13 protein-coding genes are annotated in these 20,064 nt (G+C 49.1%); 3 read left to right on the forward strand and 10 right to left on the reverse strand.

What is annotated here, in order from left to right:
- Window positions 1–450: 450 nt before the first annotated feature.
- A complete protein-coding gene (locus tag BM200_RS05940; protein ID WP_091182550.1) occupies window positions 451–699 on the forward strand; it encodes a hypothetical protein in 249 nt (82 codons plus the stop codon).
- Between the two features lie 71 nt (window positions 700–770).
- On the opposite strand, the gene BM200_RS05945 is transcribed toward BM200_RS05940, so the two are convergent.
- Both BM200_RS05945 and BM200_RS05950 read right to left on the reverse strand, forming a co-directional pair.
- On the reverse strand, window positions 771–1,565 hold the full coding sequence (locus BM200_RS05945) for an SDR family NAD(P)-dependent oxidoreductase (protein WP_091182553.1): 795 nt from the start codon (window positions 1,563–1,565) through the stop codon (window positions 771–773).
- 96 nt (window positions 1,566–1,661) lie between these two features.
- Window positions 1,662–2,681 carry an AraC family transcriptional regulator gene (locus BM200_RS05950; RefSeq protein WP_091182557.1) on the reverse strand — a complete coding sequence of 340 codons (1,020 nt, stop codon included), beginning with the start codon at window positions 2,679–2,681 and terminating at the stop codon, window positions 1,662–1,664.
- Between the two features lie 318 nt (window positions 2,682–2,999).
- Here BM200_RS05950 and BM200_RS05955 point away from each other — a divergent pair, with 318 nt between their 5' ends.
- Together BM200_RS05955 and BM200_RS05960 are read left to right on the forward strand one after the other, a co-directional pair.
- On the forward strand, window positions 3,000–4,757 hold the full coding sequence (locus BM200_RS05955) for a sensor histidine kinase (RefSeq protein ID WP_175532747.1): 1,758 nt from the start codon (window positions 3,000–3,002) through the stop codon (window positions 4,755–4,757).
- Complete coding sequence (locus BM200_RS05960; RefSeq protein ID WP_091182562.1) at window positions 4,729–6,354, forward strand: response regulator transcription factor; 1,626 nt, start codon at window positions 4,729–4,731, stop codon at window positions 6,352–6,354. The genes BM200_RS05955 and BM200_RS05960 overlap by 29 nt, the downstream gene beginning before the upstream one ends.
- A 43-nt stretch (window positions 6,355–6,397) precedes the next feature.
- Here the strand turns inward: BM200_RS05960 and BM200_RS05965 are convergent, their stop codons facing one another.
- From BM200_RS05965 to BM200_RS06000, 8 genes are all read right to left on the reverse strand, one after another.
- A complete protein-coding gene (locus BM200_RS05965) occupies window positions 6,398–8,533 on the reverse strand; it encodes a galactose-binding domain-containing protein (protein WP_091182564.1) in 2,136 nt (711 codons plus the stop codon).
- Window positions 8,534–8,681: 148 nt separating this feature from the next.
- Entirely contained in the window at window positions 8,682–10,805 is a 2,124-nt protein-coding gene (locus BM200_RS05970) for a GH92 family glycosyl hydrolase (RefSeq protein ID WP_091182567.1), read from the reverse strand.
- Entirely contained in the window at window positions 10,795–11,853 is a 1,059-nt protein-coding gene (locus BM200_RS05975; RefSeq protein WP_091182568.1) for a glycoside hydrolase family protein, read from the reverse strand. The genes BM200_RS05970 and BM200_RS05975 overlap by 11 nt, the downstream gene beginning before the upstream one ends.
- Window positions 11,854–11,876: 23 nt before the next feature.
- Window positions 11,877–12,752 (reverse strand): carbohydrate ABC transporter permease, encoded by an 876-nt coding sequence (locus BM200_RS05980; protein WP_091182570.1) that lies wholly within the window; start codon window positions 12,750–12,752, stop codon window positions 11,877–11,879.
- Between the two features lie 17 nt (window positions 12,753–12,769).
- Entirely contained in the window at window positions 12,770–13,669 is a 900-nt protein-coding gene (locus BM200_RS05985; RefSeq protein WP_091182572.1) for an ABC transporter permease, read from the reverse strand.
- A gap of 90 nt (window positions 13,670–13,759) precedes the next feature.
- Window positions 13,760–15,466: an extracellular solute-binding protein gene (locus BM200_RS05990; RefSeq protein WP_091182574.1), complete on the reverse strand. Its 1,707-nt coding sequence runs from the start codon at window positions 15,464–15,466 to the stop codon at window positions 13,760–13,762.
- A gap of 118 nt (window positions 15,467–15,584) precedes the next feature.
- Window positions 15,585–19,319: an S-layer homology domain-containing protein gene (locus tag BM200_RS05995; RefSeq protein ID WP_091182576.1), complete on the reverse strand. Its 3,735-nt coding sequence runs from the start codon at window positions 19,317–19,319 to the stop codon at window positions 15,585–15,587.
- Between the two features lie 204 nt (window positions 19,320–19,523).
- Window positions 19,524–20,033: a GNAT family N-acetyltransferase gene (locus BM200_RS06000; protein ID WP_091182577.1), complete on the reverse strand. Its 510-nt coding sequence runs from the start codon at window positions 20,031–20,033 to the stop codon at window positions 19,524–19,526.
- Between the last annotated feature and the right edge of the window lie 31 nt (window positions 20,034–20,064).

The raw sequence follows: 20,064 nt of genomic DNA on the forward strand, positions 1-20,064 counted from the left end.
ACAATTAACCTCCCTTCTTGGCTTGTGGTTCCCATTCTCATCGATCCGGCAAGGAATGACAACCTAATAAAGCAAAGATTTTCACCCCTTGAATTAGTGATGCGAGGCTCCCTAATCCAATTCATAGGATTACATACCGAATTAGGAAACAAGAAGCGCGGCTGCCTGACTGCAGCGACGCATCGCATTTCCTTATCCTGTAAAATGGATATCCGACACTCGCAATTCATACATAAAGAGGAAATAGATAATGGGCTTAATGGTAGGTTTATATCCTCTCTCCCTCCCTGTCTCCATCAAGCAAGCGTCGATTTACAGCATCCTATCGCAGGGAGAGTGAAAAGATAAGTTTGATTTATTTAGTGCTTTCATTGACTTATGGTATGATCTGTATTAGTATGGGCATCCTAGTAACTCTGTTGCTGCAATACAATTATGGAGGTTTAAGATATGAATGAGACACTCTCGCACGGAAGAGAGTTAAAAACGGATACGGAAATCCGTCAAGCGATGAATGCGAAAGAACCTATTTTGGTTTTCCAGGATCGAATGCGTTTAAGACCAGCTTTGCCCATCATTGGATACAATGATGATATCGTCAAAATCGCTGATGGCACCACTTTTCTCCGGACAGCAACCAGCTTCTTTACTCTAAGCGACGAAGAGAAGGTTACTTATAACGTGAGTTCATCAAAATAAAAGCCATCTATTAAAAGAGGCAGCCCAGGGCATTAACTCCCCCGGGCTGCCTCTTTTTTTGTGCAAGTTGGTTAGAAAATCGTTGGCACCATACCGCCGTCCATACGGATGGGCGAGCCTCTGAACGCGGAAGCATCCGGGCTGCATACAAACGCAGCTAATCTGCCGATCTCGCTTGGCCGGATAAACCGCTGGAGCTCGGATTGAGGCAGGTTTGTCGCCATGAATCTCTTCTCTTTTTCCTCAAAAGGCATGTCCTCATCCGCATAAAGATGATCGATGATCTGATAGACGTTCTCGGAGAGCGTGGGTCCCGGCATAATCGAATTGACAGTCGCATTTGATCCTGCCGTTAATTTAGATAAGCTCTTGGATAAGGATAACAGCATCGATTTGGTCATGGCATATTGCGGCATTTGACCGGATGGCATGAGCGCTTCCTCACTCGCAATGAAAAGGATTCGACCAAAACCATTCTCCAGCATCTTCGGGAGATAAAATTTACTTAATGCGTTCGCAGCCAGTACATTCGTTTGGAAATATCTCTCCCACACTTCATCAGTGATATCTTCATAAGGCATGATTTCGTATATCCCGGTATTGTTCACCAAAATATCTACATGGGGGAATTTCTTCAATAAGGCTTCCCTCTGCTTCTTATCTGCGATATCGGCTGCCGCATTCTGAGGAGTGGTAGCCGGGAATAAAGCCTTGATCTCCTGCACGGTTTGTTCTGCCTCTTCCGAATTCCGCCCATTTATGAATACATGAACGCCTTCTCGGGCTAGTTCGACGGCGATGGCCTTGCCAATCCCTCTCGTTGATCCTGTCACAAGTGCCGTTTTGTCAGCTAATCTCATATCCATATCCTCTATCTCCTTTGTCGCGTGCTTCTTGGGATAGAGAATATACTACCTTGTCCGGATCGATTGGTAACTAGCCCTTAGCGCCATTCTTCTAACTTAACGCGCCAGCCCGCGATGTTGGGATCTCCAAGCCGATGGCGTAGTCCCTTCCCATAAACGGAAAGCACGATAGAACGAATTCTGATCCTCATATCCAATAAGAAAAGCGACTTCTTTTATATCAAGCATGGAATCTGCCAAGTACGAAAGTGCCTGTTCATGTCTGACTTGCGTCAACAATTGTTTAAAACTCGTCTTTTCCTCCGTTAATCGCCGCTGCAAGGTTCGTTCGCTCATCCCCAGATCCCTGGCGACGGAGAGCATGTCGGAACGACCGCCTGCCAGGCTGCGCTTCAAGATCCATTTTACCGTCTGAATGATGGACTTATTGCCTTGGTGCTCATCCAATGCGCGATCAAGCGCAGGAGTCAGAATCTCAAGCAATTCTTCATTATACGTGACAAATGGGAGATCCAGATCCCTACGATACAGCGTCATCCTGTTGCATTCCGCACCAACGCGGATCCGGCAGCCAAAGTATGCCTCAAGCGATTCTACATCTCCCATTGGGTGTGAAAATTCAACCAGCTTTGCATGTATAGGTTGTCCTGTACCCCGGCGTCCGAGCTCCAAAAGGGTAGCCAAGGTGATTCCGACGAGCATCGCCGGGCCGGATTGCTTGACGGAATCCCAGTTCAGTTCAATTTGGCAGCTTTCTCCCTCTTCGGTTATTTGCAGATTCTCGGGAGGACACAGCTGCTTGTACATCGCCATCCGGTTTAGAGCATCGCGATAGTCCCGGGCATGATAAGTTGCAAGTACAGAAGGCGGATAATGGGCGGTGTCAAAGGCAGTTGAGAGCTTTATGATGCCTTGGGAGACATCGCCTATAAGATCCGAGTACGCCTGCCAGATCGCGAAATATTGGGCAGTCGTGACTCCAGCAGGCTCTTCTATCGTGCTAAGCGGCAGTTGCGCTTGACGAGCAATATCTTGAGCGGTAAAGCCTAACTCGCGTAAACCAGACCAGAGCCCTTGAGGAATCTTGATTAGGTCAGAAACATGAGACGTCATCATCATTTACCCCCTTTCAGTATCTAGCCGTATATAGAGGTATTTCATTATATCATCTTCCCCCATGCCAAGCTTTCATATTGGAAAATTATGTGACTCGCTATTTATGCTTTAGTGAATTTCAAATTAGTTTACATAATATATATACTGTTAACTAAATTTCGTTTCCAACTTTACTCGCGCGTTTTCCAATTATTATCCAGTCATCATCCGTTCTCTACTTCTTATCTGCTATTCTCAACTTTCTGCCGGATATGCATTGAAAGAATGCGCTTACAAGTTATACTTAAGAGTAACTCTGCTACAGAAGAAGGTGCCCCGGTGAACATCCTGCGTCGGCTGACTCTTTATCCCAAGCTCGTTTTGACCTTTCTGGTCATCATTATTCCGTTCGTTACGATCAGCCTCCTCATGAATATTCGCAGCGAACGCCTCGTAAGGAATGAAATTACCGGTTCCATGCAAGCGAAGGTTAATTATTATATGAACGCGCTCGAGGACGACTTTGGTCCGCTCGTGACGCTTCAGCAGCAATATACGCTTGATGATGACATCTTTAACCTCTCCTACTCTTCGATTATCATGTCTGACGAACAATACACGCGGTCGATCATGAATACTCAGAAAAAGCTGCTCATTCTTAAAAACATGAGTCCTTACGTGGAGGACGCATTCGTGAACATCCCTGCTCTTGATCGCAAAATATCAGCTTCATCCTTTAATGAGCTGAATGCGGAAGAAGCAGCTGCCCTGAACAAAATGGCGAACACGTTCGAATCGCCTTTTCTTATCTACCGGGATCACTTATGGATGAGTCTCCCTTATCCGAACAGCCCTCCAATCGGCAAAGGATTCACCCTCGCGCTTGAAATTTCAAGCCTCGCGATCAGAAATTCGCTATCCGGCTTCCTTATTGAGGGGAACGGCGGCGCGATGCTAATGAGTGACGATTTCACCTGGAACACAACAAGCGGCAACGTCCCTTCGAATAGGGAGAACGTCAAGACTGTCATTCGAGATCAATTAGCGGCCGGGCACAAGAGCGGGTATAAAGTGATTAAAGAGGAGAATGCAACCTATTACGGCTTCTATGAAAAGTCCGCAAAATTAGGTCTTACACTTGCGATATTCGTTGATGAGAGCAGCTTCATTGGTCCATTAAAGCAATATTCTTACTGGTTATGGGGCATTTGCGTTGCTGCTCCGCTGTTGATTCTGCTGTTCTCCTATCAGCTCTACCAGGTTATCCATACGCCTCTCAAACGGCTGGTTGGAGCGTTCAAAGGCCTTGAGAAAGGGGATTTGTCCGTCCGGCTGAACTACCGTTCCAGAGATGAATTCAATTATTTATATCTTCAGTACAATCGGACGGTGTCAAGACTGCAGGAGCTGATTAATGAAGCTTACGTACATCAATATCAAATCAAGGTTGCGGAGCTTAAACAGCTGCAATCGCAAATTAATCCTCATTTTTTGTACAACAGCTTCTTCAACTTGTACCGGCTTGCCAAGCTGCATGAGAATGACAAAGTAATCGCCTTCTCCAAGCATCTGGGTGAATACTTCAAATACGTGACCAAAAATGCGGATTTTGTTCCACTGGAACAAGAAATCAAGTTCTGCCGCTCCTATACCGCAATCCAAGGCATCCGGTTCGATGATCATGTCCGAGTCGAATTTGGAGAAGTTCCCGAGCGGGTAAGTCTATTAAAGGTGCCAAAGCTCTTTCTTCAACCTTTAGTCGAGAACGCCTACCAGCATGGTCTGGAAGATCAGATTGCAGAAGGACTTGTTGTCATAACATTCGAGGATTGCGGCGATCGCGCCGAGATCTCCGTCGAAGATAACGGAACGTTAACCGAAGAGGAACTAAACCATATCGTTTCCTTGCTGAACGAGCCTGCCTATAAATCGGATAGCGAGGGCTTGCGAAACGTTCAAATGCGCATACGGCTCAATTTCGGCGAAGACGCCGGTTTGCGGGCAGAACGCGGAAGAATCGGGGGCTTACGAATGACCATTATAATACCATTCAAGGAGGGGCTTACCGATGCATCGACTAATGATCGTAGACAATGAGCCTATTATCGTCAGAGGCTTGCAGCAGCTTTTAACGGATGAAGCGCCATTCGAGCTGGACGTTTACGGCGTGCATACTGCCGAAGAAGCACTCAGGCTGCTCGGCATGATTAGAATCGATATTGCCCTGCTGGATATTCGCATGCCAGGCATGAACGGGCTTGAGCTGCAAGCGCGAATAACGGAGCAATGGCCGCATTGCAAGGTTGTCTTTCTCTCCGGCTACGACGATTTCAACTACATCCAAACGGCATTCCGTAATGGCGGAGTGGATTACGTGCTGAAGATGGACGGAGATGAAGCGATTCTCGATGCCATCCAGAAGGCGATTGACGAGCTGTCGCGATCCGGCGAGATGAACCGGCTGATCGATCAAGCCAAAGACAAGCTTCAGCAATCACTGGCTCCATTGCAGCGGGAATACGTTACGCAAGTCATTCATGGCCTTGCCGCCGTTAAGCAAGAGAGGCTGAATGAACTTCAAATCAAACTGGACGCCTCCTCCCCTTCTCTTCTGCTGCTCTCCCGGGTCGATAGTTGGAGTCCCTCGCATTCTGATTCCGACAAAGCACTGATGTATTACGCGCTTCAGAATATCGCCGGCGAGCTTTGGTCTGGCTGTCAGTCTTTTAGCGTAATGCTTGATTCAAGTGCTATGGTCACCTTTATTCAACCTATTCCAGACGATCGTTGGCATCGCGGAAGTCCACAATGGATCCGGTTCGCGGTTGGTCAGCTGGAGACGATTCAAGCCGCGTGCAGACAATATTTGAAGCTGCCCGTGTCGCTAGTCGCAAGTGCCGAACCGGTAGATTGGCCTATCGTTCACTTGAAGTATTCCGAACTGAAGCAAATGATGTTTTACGGTTTTGGCCAGCGTACGGAAATGCTGCTCACGGATGTCGTCAACCGCAACTTTACTAATGGCAGCCATCTGGCAAGCGAAACGATTATTAAAGCTCAAAGCCGCCTAAAGCAGCTCCTGTCTGCCGAGATGAGCATGGAGAACCGGTTGCTTCATGATTTCGATGAGCTCGCCACACTCTCGCGCAAGCTTACAGGTGATCACCCCTTCCTGTATGAAATGTATAACGGCGTTGCTTATATGCTGCTGTCGGCCCTTAATCAGCATTCGCGGAAGGAAGAATTTCCGGATGATTGGCCAAAAAAACTCATCTCCCTGGAGGCACACTCTTCCTGGGAAGATGCGCTCGATTACTTGAGGACCATCGTCAGCCGCTTGCTTCAAATTCGCAATGAACAAAGCGAAGCTGGAGCGCATTTGCTGGTTGCCAAGCTTAAGGCATTTATCGAGATGCATTTGGATGAGGACTTGTCGCTTGTCCGGCTCGCCGAAACCGTCTATCTGAATCCCACGTATCTATCCCGTCTATTCAAGCAGCAAACCGGCCAAGGCATCTCCGAATACATTGCCGAGCTTCGGCTCTCGAAATCCTGTGATCTGCTCAAATATTCGAGGCTCAAAATTCAAGAGATCGCATTGAAGGTCGGATTCGACTCAGCCACCTCCTTCGGCAGATTTTTCAAAAGAGAAATGAACGCGACCCCTCAGGAGTATCGGGATTCCGCTTCATGAGAGATAGAAAGCCGCCTGCGAAATGCCGGCGGCTTTTTTGTGCCTATTGGAACACCCTGACGTAATCGACAAACATATCGACTTGATTGTTGTACCTTGACAGATCGATCGGCCAGCCGCCGCCAAGCGCCAGATTAAGCATGAAGTACATCGGTGTTTTCGCCTGCTCGAATGTGGAATGCCGCCACACTTCAACGTTATCAATGTAGTAAATCGTATCGGTTGGCGTAATCTTCGTGCCATAGATATGCCAGATTGACGCATTGTCGCCGAAAGCAAAATTAGAAGAGGAACAATGCGTATCGTGCATCTCCGGATTGCCCGACCACCAGTGCTTCGCTTGACAAGCGCCGCTTGGATCCTGCCCGTATGCTTCCACGGTATCGATCTCTGCTGTCGACGGAACGCCTTGCGAGATGCTGTTCTGCGACATCAGCCAGAAGGCAGGCCAAGTGCCTTTCCCCGCCGGCATCAGAATCCGCGCTTCGAAGTAGCCATAAGTGGCGGCAACTCCGGTACCATCTGTACGTACGGATGACAGCAAGCCGCCGGTATACGTACGGTTCCAGCCCATTGGGTCTACGGTGCCGGCAGGCGCTTTGCTTGCCCGTATGCGCAAATATTGATTGCCCAGTATAGCAAACGGATTGTTCGCGCTGCCATAATCGGCGAATATGGCCTCGCCGAATTCCGTACCGTTAGGGGCATCCGGTTTAGCTGTTGCGTAAGTAGCACCTGCGCCGGTTCGGGATGCAGAGAGCGGCCCCGTGAAGTCATCCTGGAACAACACGCTCATGCCGGATGCTTGTGATGGTGCGGAAGGAATTCCTTGCTTCCAGGTGACTCCTCCCTCGTTGTACAGCTGCAAATAACAATTGTCGGAACGGGTATAGTTTGGGTTGCCCTCAGGTGAATCCCAAGAACTCAATACGACCGTGACTGGCCCATGAGGAAATTGATTGGCTGGAAACGTCACTTCCCCATATCCATCTGCATCCGGAGTCACCCTTGCAAACCAAGAATCATAGCCGTTTGGATTCGGATTCGCGGTATCCGGCTGATGCCATGACCTTGCCCATACGTTCTGCATGCCAGGCGCATAAAACTTGATGGTCACAGTTCCATTAATTGATGCCCCATAAGAAGGGGAAACTACGCTAAGCTGGTACTCCGGATAATTACCCGGCGGCGTGGTCGTGTCTGTGCTGCCGTAATATTTGATCTCCGTCACTCCGGACGAAGCACCAGCCTGTGGCGTGAACACAATTCGGAGCTTGGAAGTCGTAACCGGCGTGAAGGTTACGGTATTCATCTGGCTGCCTGTCGGTGCAGCCGGCGACTTGGATTGGTTACTCGCGTTTGTCCAAGAGGACCCGTTCCAATATTGCACATTATACGAGGATGGAGCCTTTACCCCGCCGCCATCATCATACAGATAGATCTCCGCTTTGGAGACGGACGCGCTCGCATTCAGGTCCGTCTGCAGCCAATCGGTAGCGTTTGGCGATTGGTAGCTGGTCCAGCGGTTGCGTGGTGAGTCATTATAGGAAATAATTCCGTCATTTGCTTGAGCTGCACTATCGGAAGCAAACGTGTAAGATGCAGAAGCCGTTCCCGCTAACGCTGACGCAGGAGGATCCGTAGGCGGAACGGAGGAATCCGATCCATAGCTGATTTCCGTTACACCTGATTTCGACCCGCTTTGATGTGTAAAGACAACTCTGAACTTGGAGGCGGAGACGGGGGTAAAAGTTACCTTGTTCAGTTGGTTGCCGGCCGGAGCAGCTGGTGTTTTCGATTGTCCGGCGGCATTGGTCCATGCTGTGCCGTTCCAATATTGCACGTTATAACTGCTTGGTACCTTGACGCCTCCCCCATCGTCGTACAAATAAATGTCGGTACTGCTTCTTGTCATCATTGAACCAAAATCCGTCTGTACCCAATCTGTCGCGTTCGGCGACTCGTAGGCCGTCCATCGGTTATGCGGTGTATCGTCGTATGACAATACACCATCGTTGACATCATCCGCCTGATCCATAAAGTACGTGTAGGACGCTGTGACGGTTGCCGTCGTGTCAAACGCATAAATCGGATAGCCCGAAAAAAGAATAGCTGTGAATACGCTTACAATTACGGCTGGCAATAACATTTTTTTAGCCCAAAAGCCCTTGCTTCTCATTAATCCTCCCTGCCTTTCTATCGTATAGTTGCAAGGTTATTATATCTAAGACACGCACCGTCGCCATCATCCATTCGCTACTTTCTCTCTACCGAAATCAACTTCTTGCTTCTAACAGACAAAAAAAAAAGCTGAAGCGAGACGGATTTTAACCCGCCGCACCCCAGCTTTTATTAGGTCTTGGTCCCATCTGCAGGACAAGCGTGCCACCACTTGTAATGGCTTCGTGATCAAGCCACGGGCGGTGATACGGATGATCGTTCAGCTCGGCACTTTGGATATATTTGTTGACTTCCGATACGTTAACCGCTTGAATCGTGAAGGTCTGCCCATTCGGTTGCCGGATTCGAATCTCGTTAAAGATCGGGCTGCCAATCTCGTAAACCGGCTTGCCGGGGCATACCGGATAGAACCCCATTGCCGAGAAAACGTACCAGGCGGACATCGCACCGTTATCCTCATCCCCGCAAATTCCGAGAGGCCCGTCGCCAAACCACAGCTTCATGATTTCCCGCACTTTGCGCTGCGTTTTCCAAGGTGTGCCGGCATGATTGTACAGGTAGGGAATGTGGAACGCCGGTTCATTGCCCATACAGTATTGTCCGATTAAACCTGTCGAGTCGGGAAATTGATTCAGGAATTCGTACTTTAATCCGCTATACTGCTCGACGAACAAATCATCCAGCTTCTTCTCGAATTTGCCGCATCCACCAAATAAGCGGATCAGGCCCTCCACATCATGCTGGACATGGAACGTATAGATCCAGGCGTTGCATTCCGCGAAGAAGTCACGCCCTCCTTGCCCTCCTCCGCGCTTTGGATCGTAGCCAGCCACCCACTCTCCATCCGCTGACTTTGGAGCCATGAATCCGATACGCTCATCGAACAGGTTCCTGTAATTAGCCGCTCTTTTCATGAAAAACGAATAGTCCTCTTCCTTGTTGAGGGCTTTGGCGAGCTGCCCGGCACACCAATCATCATAAGCGTGTTCCAATGTAACGGATACGGCCTGCCGTCTCTCAAATCCGTGTACCTCCGGCACCGATTCGATCTCGTCTTTCGCTAAAGCAGGAAAAAAGCCTTTGTCCGCATAAATTTGGTCCAGCTCTGTCATTGGGGCGTTGTCTGTCCAAGGCAGCATCGTCGCCTTTGTCGCATTATGACGGATCGCTTCGTAGGCTTTTTCCAGATCGAAATTCCTTTCGCCCTTGAGATAGGTATCCGCGAAGAAGGCAGCTGCGTGATTACCCGTCATATAGGGCCGGTCCCCATGAAGACCCGGGAATTGCGGCAGCCATCCGCTCTGCTCGAACATTCGAATATAGGAGGCAATCATGTCAGATTGTCTGCTTGGTTCAACTATCAACTGCAGCGGATGCAGGCAGCGGTAGCTATCCCAGAGGTTGTCCATGGTATAGAAATCGTGGTCACCAGCCTCTTGCTCGGAGCGATTGAAGCCACTGAAATATCGACCATCTTCGGTAATATTCATCATTGGAAGCAAAGATCGGTAAAATGCCGTATAAAAAATCGTCCGCTGCGATTCCGATCCGCCATCCACCTCGATTCGTCCGAGAGCCTCGTTCCAAATTGCACGGGCTTCGCCTTTCGCTTCCTCGAATGCTTTATCTCCTATCTCCCGCTTCATGTTCGCAAGTGCCTGATCATATCCAAGATGAGAGATACCAACCTTAAGCTCGATTACGGTTTCATCCGCGAGCTTCCCAAAGCTTATCGCCAATCCGGAATCTGTCACTTTCGACCAGGAGCTACCCGCAGAAAACGGATTTGATATTTCGATATAAACAAAATGAGGAACGCCATCTATTATCGTCTGACCGATGACCGTCTGTTCGTTTTGCGCCGTGATCTCCGATTCCTCCGGCAATCGAACGAGAAGCCGGGAATCCGTATGTTCCGGATACACGATTCGGAAATACGCGCTATGGTGTAATGCCGTATATGCCGTCGAAATCTCGGAATCTTCCAGCAATACCGAGTAAAAGCAAGGTGCAGCTGACTCCAGGTCATGGTCATATGCCGAACTATAGCTGCTCTCTTCACTATCGCTGTATGGCATCAAGCTGGCACATCCGATTCGAAAGCCGTGAATCCGGTCTGCTAAATAACGATCCGCTGCTCCGGGATTTGTCACGGGAACGACTTGCGCCATCCCGTGCGGCAGGGATACAACCGGTGATGTCGAGGTCAGCAAATGACCGATCGAACCGATATAAGGATTCACGTAATCAACGGGATCTTTATGGGGCATGGTATCCGCTCCTTTTATCAAGAGGTGCGCTGGTCGCAAGTGCGATGCAGCGGAATTCACCGTTTCCACTCTCTATAGATGCCGGATCACCTGATCGTGAAGGCCGGCAAGCGCAATAGAAATGGTAGAAACGATCCTTCCAATAGATAACGGAGGATTTATGCGCATGAGTCGCATCGAGCTGTCCCGGCTCTCCGTTCCGAATCCATGGTTCTGGATCTATCATCCATTCGGTTAGATTATGCGACACCGCCAATAATCCTTGTGCATTTTCCCCGTCATAGCCAAAGGCGAAGTTCACCCAGAAGCCCGTACGGCTATCAAACCGGATATAGGGATCACTAACATACTGCCTGTAAAAAGTATTCTCTTGAGTCATCAACACAGGTTTATCGGATAATCGGTTCCAGTTCCGCATATCGTCTGATACTGCGATACCTGTTTCTTCCTTCCATAGCCATTCCGGATTGTCTTTGGCATTGTAGAACATCCAGTAACGCCCTGCGGATTCAAGGAAGCAGCATTTGTATAACCCGGCTTTCTCCCACTCTCCGCCATTCTCATAGGAGAAGATGGGTTCATCCAGTCGATGCCATTCGAGCAGACTCTCGTCCTCGCACCATGCGAGCCCCATCTTGGCCCCCCCTGCCTCGTAGCCATATTCGGGATAGGAATGATAGATCATCCAGTATTTGTTGTCTATTTTCTTCAACCGTGGCAGCTCATAGAGATCGTTGCTTTCCAGCAGAATCCATGAGCCGGCCGCACCAACATGATCCCATCGCAAAGCATCCTTGCCCCGGTCCAGAATCACTGCCTCGCGCTTCCATTCAACCAGATCATCGCTTGTAGCCAATGCCGTTCTATATCCTAAGCCGTCGAAGCCGATGTGCATCATGTAAAACTTATCCTTATGGTAAAATACGAACGGACAATCAACCGCCCAGGCATCATACGCTCCTGCCTCGCCTGATCCGGCAAGAACGGGGATCTCCCGCTTATAATCGGTACGCAGATGCTCATAAAAGTCCCTATTAATCGTTGCCATCTTCTCTTTTCCCTCCCGGGTGCTTACTCCTTGACGCTGCCTACGACGACCCCTTTAATAAAGAAGCGCTGCAAGAATGGATATACGCAGATGATCGGCAAGGCAGCCAGGAAGATCTGTGCGCTCTTCAGCGTCCGGTCGGATATATCTCCGAGCGAATTAGCGTCTGCCATCGACACAAGACTTAAATCCCTATTAATAACGACCGTTTGCATATAACTCTGCAGTGGATACTTCTCCGGTGAGTTCATAAGAATGAGGCCGTCAAACCAGGAATTCCAATGTCCAACCATCGAGAACAGAATTAGCGTTGCGATTGCCGGCATTGACAGAGGAACGTAGATACTCCATAAAATTTTCCAGTGCCCCGCCCCGTCTACGAAAGCAGCCTCTTCGATCTCCCGTGGCAATCCCCGGTAGAAGTTCAAGAGCAGCACAGCATTAAATACATTCACCGCTCCGGGCAGGATGAGAGCCCAGATCGTACCCAGCAAATGAAGCTTCTGAATGACGATATACCAAGGAATAAGGCCGCCGCTCACTAACATCGTCAACACGAAAAACCAAACGTAAAACAACCTTCCCGAGAATGAAGCCGACTCCTTCGACAACGGGTAGGCAAGTGTAATTGTTAGAATCATATTAAGCATTGTGCCTAATAATACCCTTTCTACACTGATTCCGAGCGATCTCAAAAACTCCGGCTTTTGGATGACGAAATCATAGGATTCCCACGTGAAATCGACCGGCCATAACGAAACTTCTCCTGCGCTTGCTGCCGTGCTAGAGCTTAGAGATACGGCAAGAATGTTAATGAGGGGAAACAAGCATAGAAAAGCCAGCAAGATAAGAATGACAGTATTGCTGATATTAAAAATCCGACCGGACAATGTCTTCATATTTTCCCCGCTCCCTGCTAGAAGATTCTGTAGTTGGCTGCGCGATACGCCAAATAATAGGATCCGGAGATCAAGACGATCGAGACCACCGATTTAATAAGTCCAACGGCCGTCGCAAGACTATACTGTGCCTGCTCTAGTCCCAGCCTGTATACGAGTGTGTCAATGATGTCCCCGCTTTCGTAGACAACCGGACTATACAAGTTAAAAATTTGATCAAACCCGGCATTCAGAACATTACCTAAGCTCAAGGTTACGAGAAGGATAATAATCGGAATCATGCCTGGAAGAGTAATATGCAGCGTCTGCTTCCAACGGTTCGCTCCATCTATCACAGCTGCTTCATAGAGAGCCGGATTGATTCCAGCCAGCGCAGCCAGATAAACAATGGTGCTGAACCCGAATTCCTTCCACACATCCGAGATGACAACAACAACAGGGAACCAATGCGCGTTTCCAAGGAAGAAGATCGGTTCGATACCGAATAAACCGAGAAATTGGTTCACGATACCCGATGTCGGCGACAAAATATCAATTAAGACTCCACCCAAAATTATCCATGACAGAAAATGCGGAAGGTAAATCATCGTTTGTATCCATCGTTTGAACGCTTGCTTACGGACCTCATTAAGCAGGAGCGCTACAAGGATCGGAACCACTAATCCGGCTGCAATCTTCATTATCGAGATCCCTACCGTATTGCGAATGACTTGCCAGATCTCCGGCAGCTTAAACATGTAGTCGAAATTATCCCAGCCAACAAACGGCGAGCCAAACATGCCTTTGACTATCGAAAATTTCTGGAAGGCAATCATAAGTCCAACGATCGGACCGTAGCTGAAGATTAGGACAAGAATAAATGAGGGGGCTACCATCAGATGCAATGGCAGCTGGCGACGTATTTTCGGTTTGATCATCTACGGACACCACCTTTCTATCGAAAAAGTCAGGAAGGCCGGAAGCAAGTCCCGGCCTTCCGAATACATTTATGAATCATGCCAACAAGATTAAGATTTCTTGGCGTACCAATCATTGACTTCCTGGGTGACCTTCTCGCCGCCCAGTTTATTCCAGTCGCTGACGAATTTATCGAAATCCGAGATTGGAGCACCCAAAATAATTTTGGTAAAGGTCTCCAGAACCAACTTATCCAGAATCGCTTGTTTTGCCGTCATTTCCGGTGTAGGGGCACCAAAGAATTCACTCTTCATCAAGAGGTTCTGATCTACGTAATTCGCTCCGATAACCGCCCACGAACCGCCTTCTCCGAATACTTTGTTCGTTCCCCAGTTCGTTCTGTCTCCGCCTTTGAACAATTGAATCTTGTCAAAATAGCTCTTCTCTTCCGGATTCAGCTTAGAGCCATCCTCTCCTGCCTGCAGCGCGGCTACAACGTTCTTATGCACGCTGAGCAGGCCTTGCGGTGTGCCAAATCCGCCTTGCATAAGCGCATACTTGAAGAACTCGATACCGTCCGCGCTGTGGAACCTGGCCGGTTCGGCTTTTTCACTAATAATTTTCTCATTATAGAGGTTGAACAGCTTTACGATCGCTTCCGGATGTGCGGCACCCTTCTTGACTACCCAGAAGGCGTTAAAGTCAGCTTTGGATTGTGCCTTAGCAGGCGTGCTGTCTACGGAAGGGATCGGGTATACTTCCCATTCGGCGTTAGGATCCTTGGTTACGCCATCTTGCAGCGGCCATAGCGGGTTCCACATGGCGCCAAAGCTCATCCCTACTTTCCCTGCGGTTTGCAGCTCAGCCGCTTTGCCGCCATCCTTAACTCCGAATTCCTTATCGATAACCCCTGCTTTATAAAGCTCTTGCAGTTTGGCCAGCGCGTTCTTCATTTCCGGCTGGATGCTGCCGTTGACGAGCTTGCCTGAGGCGTCTTTGATCCAGATATTCGCGTACGCGTGGAAGCCATTCATCAGACCAGAAAAGTCAGGATACCCGCCAAACAGATCCTTTGACGCGGCTAAGCCATACGTATCGTTCTTCCCGTTGCCGTCTGGATCTTGCGTCGTGAACGCTTCAGCAATCTTAATGAAATCGTCCATCGTCTTCGGCTCGGGCAGGTTCAGCTTCTGAAGCCAATCTGTTCGGACAAAGAGCAGCGGCGCTCCGCCAAGGTAGTCTTCTGCCGGCGGAATAGCAAGCAGCTTTCCGTCGTAAGTCGCAGCGGACTTGGCGTTCGTTCCGCGGTCGATCATCTCTTTCGTAAGATCAGAACCGTAGTCCTGCACCACCTGGGTGAGATCCTCGAGCTGTCCCGCCTCTGCCAATTGACGGAATTGCAAGGAGTCGACCTGGAAAATATCCGGTAAGGAATCCGATGTAATCGTCAGGTTCATCTTCTGCCCATACTGGTCTCCGTTCACTATCCAGTTGTACTTAATCTTGATGCCGAGCTCTTCTTCATAAGCTCTCGTCCATACGTTGTTCTCGATCGTGTCGCCATCCTTGAACTTGTAAGTGGGATCCGTGTAACGAACGGATGTAACCTCGATTGGCGGATCGTACTTGGCGTTTGGATCAATGCTTGGAGCAGCCGATTCGGCCGGCGACGCGGATGCTGTCTCTGTTGCAGGCGTCGAGGATGATTCCGCATTATTGCCGTTATTCCCGTTATTATTGTTGCCGCATGCGGTTGTAACCGCTAGCAAAATAGCGAATGATGCTGCTAAACTTCTGTTCCGTAACTTCTTGTTCATACTTTGCCTCCCCCGATTCTGTTTGTTTGGTAATAAGGCTTCGTTCCTTATGAGCTTAATGATATAGCAGGATAATCCCGAAGCCTATCGTCCGTTGTTTACATCGGATCGACTGATTTCAACTTTTTCCAAGCAGTTGGTAGAGTAGCAACGCCGTCTCTGCTCTCGTAGGCATCGGAGAGAACTGGCCCAGCTGACTGGCATCCATCGAAGGCAAGCTGATCTTCGCCGCAGCTAATGCTCTCTGCGTCATAACGATCATTTCTTCTCTCGTGATCGCTTCGCCCGGCAGAAATAGATTTTTTCCGTTTCCTTTGACCACGCCCAGCGTTCTCGCTTTGTATAAAGCTTCACTGTAATAGGAAGTGTCTGGTACATCTGAGAACGCTTTGCCTGGTTGTGCCTGCCATTCAAAGACCCGCGATAATAACAGGACGAAATCCGCCCGGCTGATTTTTTTGAACGGGCTGAATTGCTGCTGCGAAGTCCCCTTAACAATGCCTTTAGACGCAAGTACTTCAATTGCTTTCTTCGCTGCAGACCCTAAAGAGCTGATATCATCAAACGTCTTATACACATACGCAGCCGCATACGTGCTGAAATGAGTGGCCTTAAAGACGACGGATTGCATGTCGGGATCATAATGACCATTCGGAACGGCAATGATGTTGCCCTCTCCGTCGATATACCACACGACGATATGCTCAGGATTGAACAATTCTTCTGCTGTTGGCTTATAGGGGATATGAATGGTCACCGGTGCATTCGGATTGTTCCAGGAGATGCTTTGTCCTCCTGCAAATGCCGTTATCTCTATGACGGGATGATGGCCAACCTGAAGCTGCAGCTCCTTGCTCAGGGTATCAGTGTCTTTGCTGCTGATTTGAATCGAAATCACGTCTAAAGATAGCGATTGGTCCGCAAACCTATCATTAGACAGCACAACCGATGCAAGCGGCGTTCTTACTTCAATAGACAAATCTGACGTACCGTTAAGAGCCGCAACAGGCAGATTCACCATAACAGAAGATATATCCTTAGTAGCCGGAGGCGTCTCCAGAATGATTTTATGAACATGATTTAATGCCGCAAAAGCTTGAACTTGCTTCCAAGCCGCAGCACTTAATGTTAAGGTGTTGATTCCCTTAATGGAATCGACTGACGACTCTGGTAGTGCTGCGATGACCGCGTCACCTTCAAGCTTAAGCTCCTGTTTGGTCGGCACCGGACTTGGATTTGGATTTGGAGTTGGCGTTGATGTTGTGGCGTCCGGCTCGAACACTCTTACATAATCGACATACATATCGATTTGATCCCCGTATTTCGCCAGATCGATCGGCCAGCCTCCGCCAAGCGCAAGGTTAAGCATGAAGTACATCGGCGTGTTGGCCTGCTCAAAGGACACATGTCTCCAGACCTCAACGTTATCAATGTAATAGATAACTTCGGTTGGAGTGATTTTTGTACCGTACGTGTGCCATGTTGAAGCATTATCCCCGTAAGCAAAATTACTGGAGGAACAATTCGTTTGATGCGATTCCGGACTTCCCGCCCACCAGTGCTTGGCTTGGCATGCACCGCTAGGATCATGGCCGTAAGCTTCGACAGTATCGAGCTCGGCTGTAGAGGCCAAATGGTTGGCGCCGGTGCTGTTTTGAGACATTAACCAGAATGCAGGCCATGCGCCTTTGCCTGCGGGCATCTGAATTCTCGCCTCGAAATAGCCATTCGTCGCGGCGATGCCCGTCCCGTCAAGCCGGACGGAAGACAACAAGCCTCCGATATACTTGCGGTTCCATCCTTGTGGATCCACATATCCTTCCGGTGCTTTGCTTACCCGGATTCTCAGATGGTCGTCTCCTAGTATGGAGAACGGATTAACGGAATCCGTCGGATCTGCAAAGATCGCTTCTCCGAATTCGGCGCCGTTAGGCCAATCCGGCTTTAGTGAGGCATACCTTGTGCCTGCTCCTGTCTTGGATATGGATAACGGACCGGAGAAATCGTCCTCAAACAGCACATGCATGCCTTCCGTTTGTAGAGGTGCTGCTGCAGGAATTCCGCTGTTCCACTCCACTCCGCCATTGTTATACAGCTGCAAATAACTGGTCGTCGATTCCGTGAAGTTCGGGTCACCTTCCGCAGAGTTCCATGCGTTCAAGATAACGGTGAGCGGACCATGCGGCAACTGTTCCGCATCAATCGTTACTGATCCATAACCTTCCTCATCCGGTGCAACATTTTGGAGCCAGGCGTCATAACCATTCGGATCGGGATTGGCATCATCCGGTTGATGCCATGCTCTCGCCCACACATTTTTCATGCCTGGCGCTTTGAAATCAATCTTTACTGAACCCGATACGGATGAACCGATTGCGGGAGATAAAATCTCAATAGCAGGCTCTATTTCTACCACTGGCGGTTCGACGGGAACCGGCTCTTTGTTCGAATCGACGTAAATGATCTCGGACACTCCCGACCTGGCATCTCCCTTATGCGTAAATACAATTCGATAGCGTTCGGAGATTACCGTATCGAAGGAGACTACATTCATTTCTCCGCCTGCCGGTGCAGCTGGCGTTCTGACCTGATTCGGAGCGCTAGCCCAATCACTACCGCTCCAGTACTGAACATCGTACGCAGATGGAGCCTGAACACCTCCACCATCGTCAAAGAGATAGATACCCACCATGTTCTTGGATACGGCGTGATCATATTCGGCCTGGACCCAATCCGTCGCGTTCGGGGATCCATAGGACGTCCAACGGTTTCTCGGAAAATCATTATAAGAAATGATCCCGTCGGCGACATAATCAGGTGAATCGCCATTGTTGGAATAAGAGGCACTCGCAACAGCCGTTGAAGACTCCGTCGGCAGCGATTGCGTATCGGAATCGACGTATTGGATCTCCGTAACGCCGGTCTTCGCGTCGCTATGCGTGAACAGAACACGGAATTTCTGGGCGAAAACCGAATCAAACCGGACTAAGTTCAGCGCGTTGCCGGTTGGAGCTTCAGGTGATTTGACCTGATTGTCCGCGCTCACCCATTCATTGTCCGCATTCAAATATTGAACATCATACGAGGCAGGGGCTTTTATGCCTCCCCCATCGGCATAGAGATAAATGCCAACCGCGTCCTTGCGTTTCGCTTCTCCAAAGTTCGTCTGCACCCAGTCGGTTGCATTTGGCGACTCGTAAGAAGTCCACCGGTTTGCGGGCGTACTCGTGTAAGACACAATGCCGTCATTCACTTGGCTAACCTGATCCAGGCGGAACGTAAAAGATGCCGATGCGGTACCAAGAGGAGGTACTGCTGCACCTGGTACGGGCTCGGTGTTCGAATCGGCAATTACGATCTCCGAGACACCGCTCTTTGATCCGGAATGCGTGAACAGAACGCGGAATTTTGTTGAAGCTACGGAATCAAATGTTACGAGATTTAATTCATTGCCTACTGGTTCTGAAGGGGATTTCACCTGATTTGGCACATTCACCCATTCGGTTTCATTCCAATACTGTATGTCATAAGAGCTTGGAGCCTTTATCCCTCCGCCGTCGTCAAATAAATAGACGCCCGCTGTATTTTTCGAGCTGGCGCTGGCGTATTCGAACTGTACCCAATCTTGTGCATGTGGAGATTCGTAAGATGTCCAGCGGTTCTTTGGCGTATCGTCGTAAGAGACAATTCCGTCATTCACCTGTTCCAAGCGATCCCCGTGGTAGGTATAGGATGCGGTTAGTGTGACGAGCTGCTCCTCCGCGGCGACCGCCGCCTGGATAGGAAAGCAGGTTACGAGAAGCCCCAGGGTCAGTATTAGTGATAAACATTTGTGCAAGGAATGCCTTTTCATAGCTGTTAGACCACTCCATTCTCATTGGTATGTATCGACGACTCTGTGATCGGAATGCCGATAACCTTACAATAAGGGAGCGCCGCATCAGGTGAAATCATCCTTTGCCAACTTCGCATCTACAATTATTTACTTCTTGCCGTTTTCAGGCCTATTTCTAAAAGAAAAAAAGACATCCCTATGGATGTCTTGTATAACCTCACTTCATGTCTGAGCCGTAATTTCCTTCTCCATAATAAAGTCATCCATGACATATCCGTTCCCGATGTCCGCGACTTGTTCCCGTACGTTAAGGAAACCTTTCTTCTCATATACCGCGATACTGGATTCGTTATCCCGATTGACCGTCAGCCAAATATGGCTTAGGCCGCGGTCTTTGCACAGATGTTCGATGAAAGCCATAGCCTCGCTGGCATAGCCGTGCCCGCGGTGCTCCTTGGCCACATAGAACTTGCTAAGGAAGAGCTTCCCGTTGTCTTCTCTAACCGATAGATAGCCTACTGCCGTTCCATCATGCCGGAGCAAGTAATATTCATAGCCCTGATGCTCAATCTGATCCGTAATCGCTGCGATCGATTGGAATTTATCAACCATATAATCTATCTGCTCGATTGTTATAATCGAAACATAATACTCGCGCCAAATTTGCCCCGCTAAGCGTGCCGCTTCTTCTATTTCATCTGCTGTATTTACAAGCGTGATCGTTACCTTCATTTGAGTACCTGCCTTTTCTGATGAATAATAT

It is taken from the genome of Paenibacillus catalpae (genome assembly GCF_900112695.1).
Lineage (GTDB): Bacteria > Bacillota > Bacilli > Paenibacillales > Paenibacillaceae > Pristimantibacillus > Pristimantibacillus catalpae.

Coding starts and splice junctions, on each gene's coding strand:
- BM200_RS05940 (WP_091182550.1), top strand. CDS start 451: ATGAATGAGACACTCTCGCACGGAAGAGAGTTAAAAACGGATACGGAA.
- BM200_RS05945 (WP_091182553.1), bottom strand. CDS start 1,565: ATGGATATGAGATTAGCTGACAAAACGGCACTTGTGACAGGATCAACG.
- BM200_RS05950 (WP_091182557.1), bottom strand. CDS start 2,681: ATGATGACGTCTCATGTTTCTGACCTAATCAAGATTCCTCAAGGGCTC.
- BM200_RS05960 (WP_091182562.1), top strand. CDS start 4,729: ATGCATCGACTAATGATCGTAGACAATGAGCCTATTATCGTCAGAGGC.
- BM200_RS05965 (WP_091182564.1), bottom strand. CDS start 8,533: ATGAGAAGCAAGGGCTTTTGGGCTAAAAAAATGTTATTGCCAGCCGTA.
- BM200_RS05970 (WP_091182567.1), bottom strand. CDS start 10,805: ATGCCCCATAAAGATCCCGTTGATTACGTGAATCCTTATATCGGTTCG.
- BM200_RS05975 (WP_091182568.1), bottom strand. CDS start 11,853: ATGGCAACGATTAATAGGGACTTTTATGAGCATCTGCGTACCGATTAT.
- BM200_RS05980 (WP_091182570.1), bottom strand. CDS start 12,752: ATGAAGACATTGTCCGGTCGGATTTTTAATATCAGCAATACTGTCATT.
- BM200_RS05985 (WP_091182572.1), bottom strand. CDS start 13,669: ATGATCAAACCGAAAATACGTCGCCAGCTGCCATTGCATCTGATGGTA.
- BM200_RS05990 (WP_091182574.1), bottom strand. CDS start 15,466: ATGAACAAGAAGTTACGGAACAGAAGTTTAGCAGCATCATTCGCTATT.
- BM200_RS05995 (WP_091182576.1), bottom strand. CDS start 19,319: ATGAAAAGGCATTCCTTGCACAAATGTTTATCACTAATACTGACCCTG.
- BM200_RS06000 (WP_091182577.1), bottom strand. CDS start 20,033: ATGAAGGTAACGATCACGCTTGTAAATACAGCAGATGAAATAGAAGAA.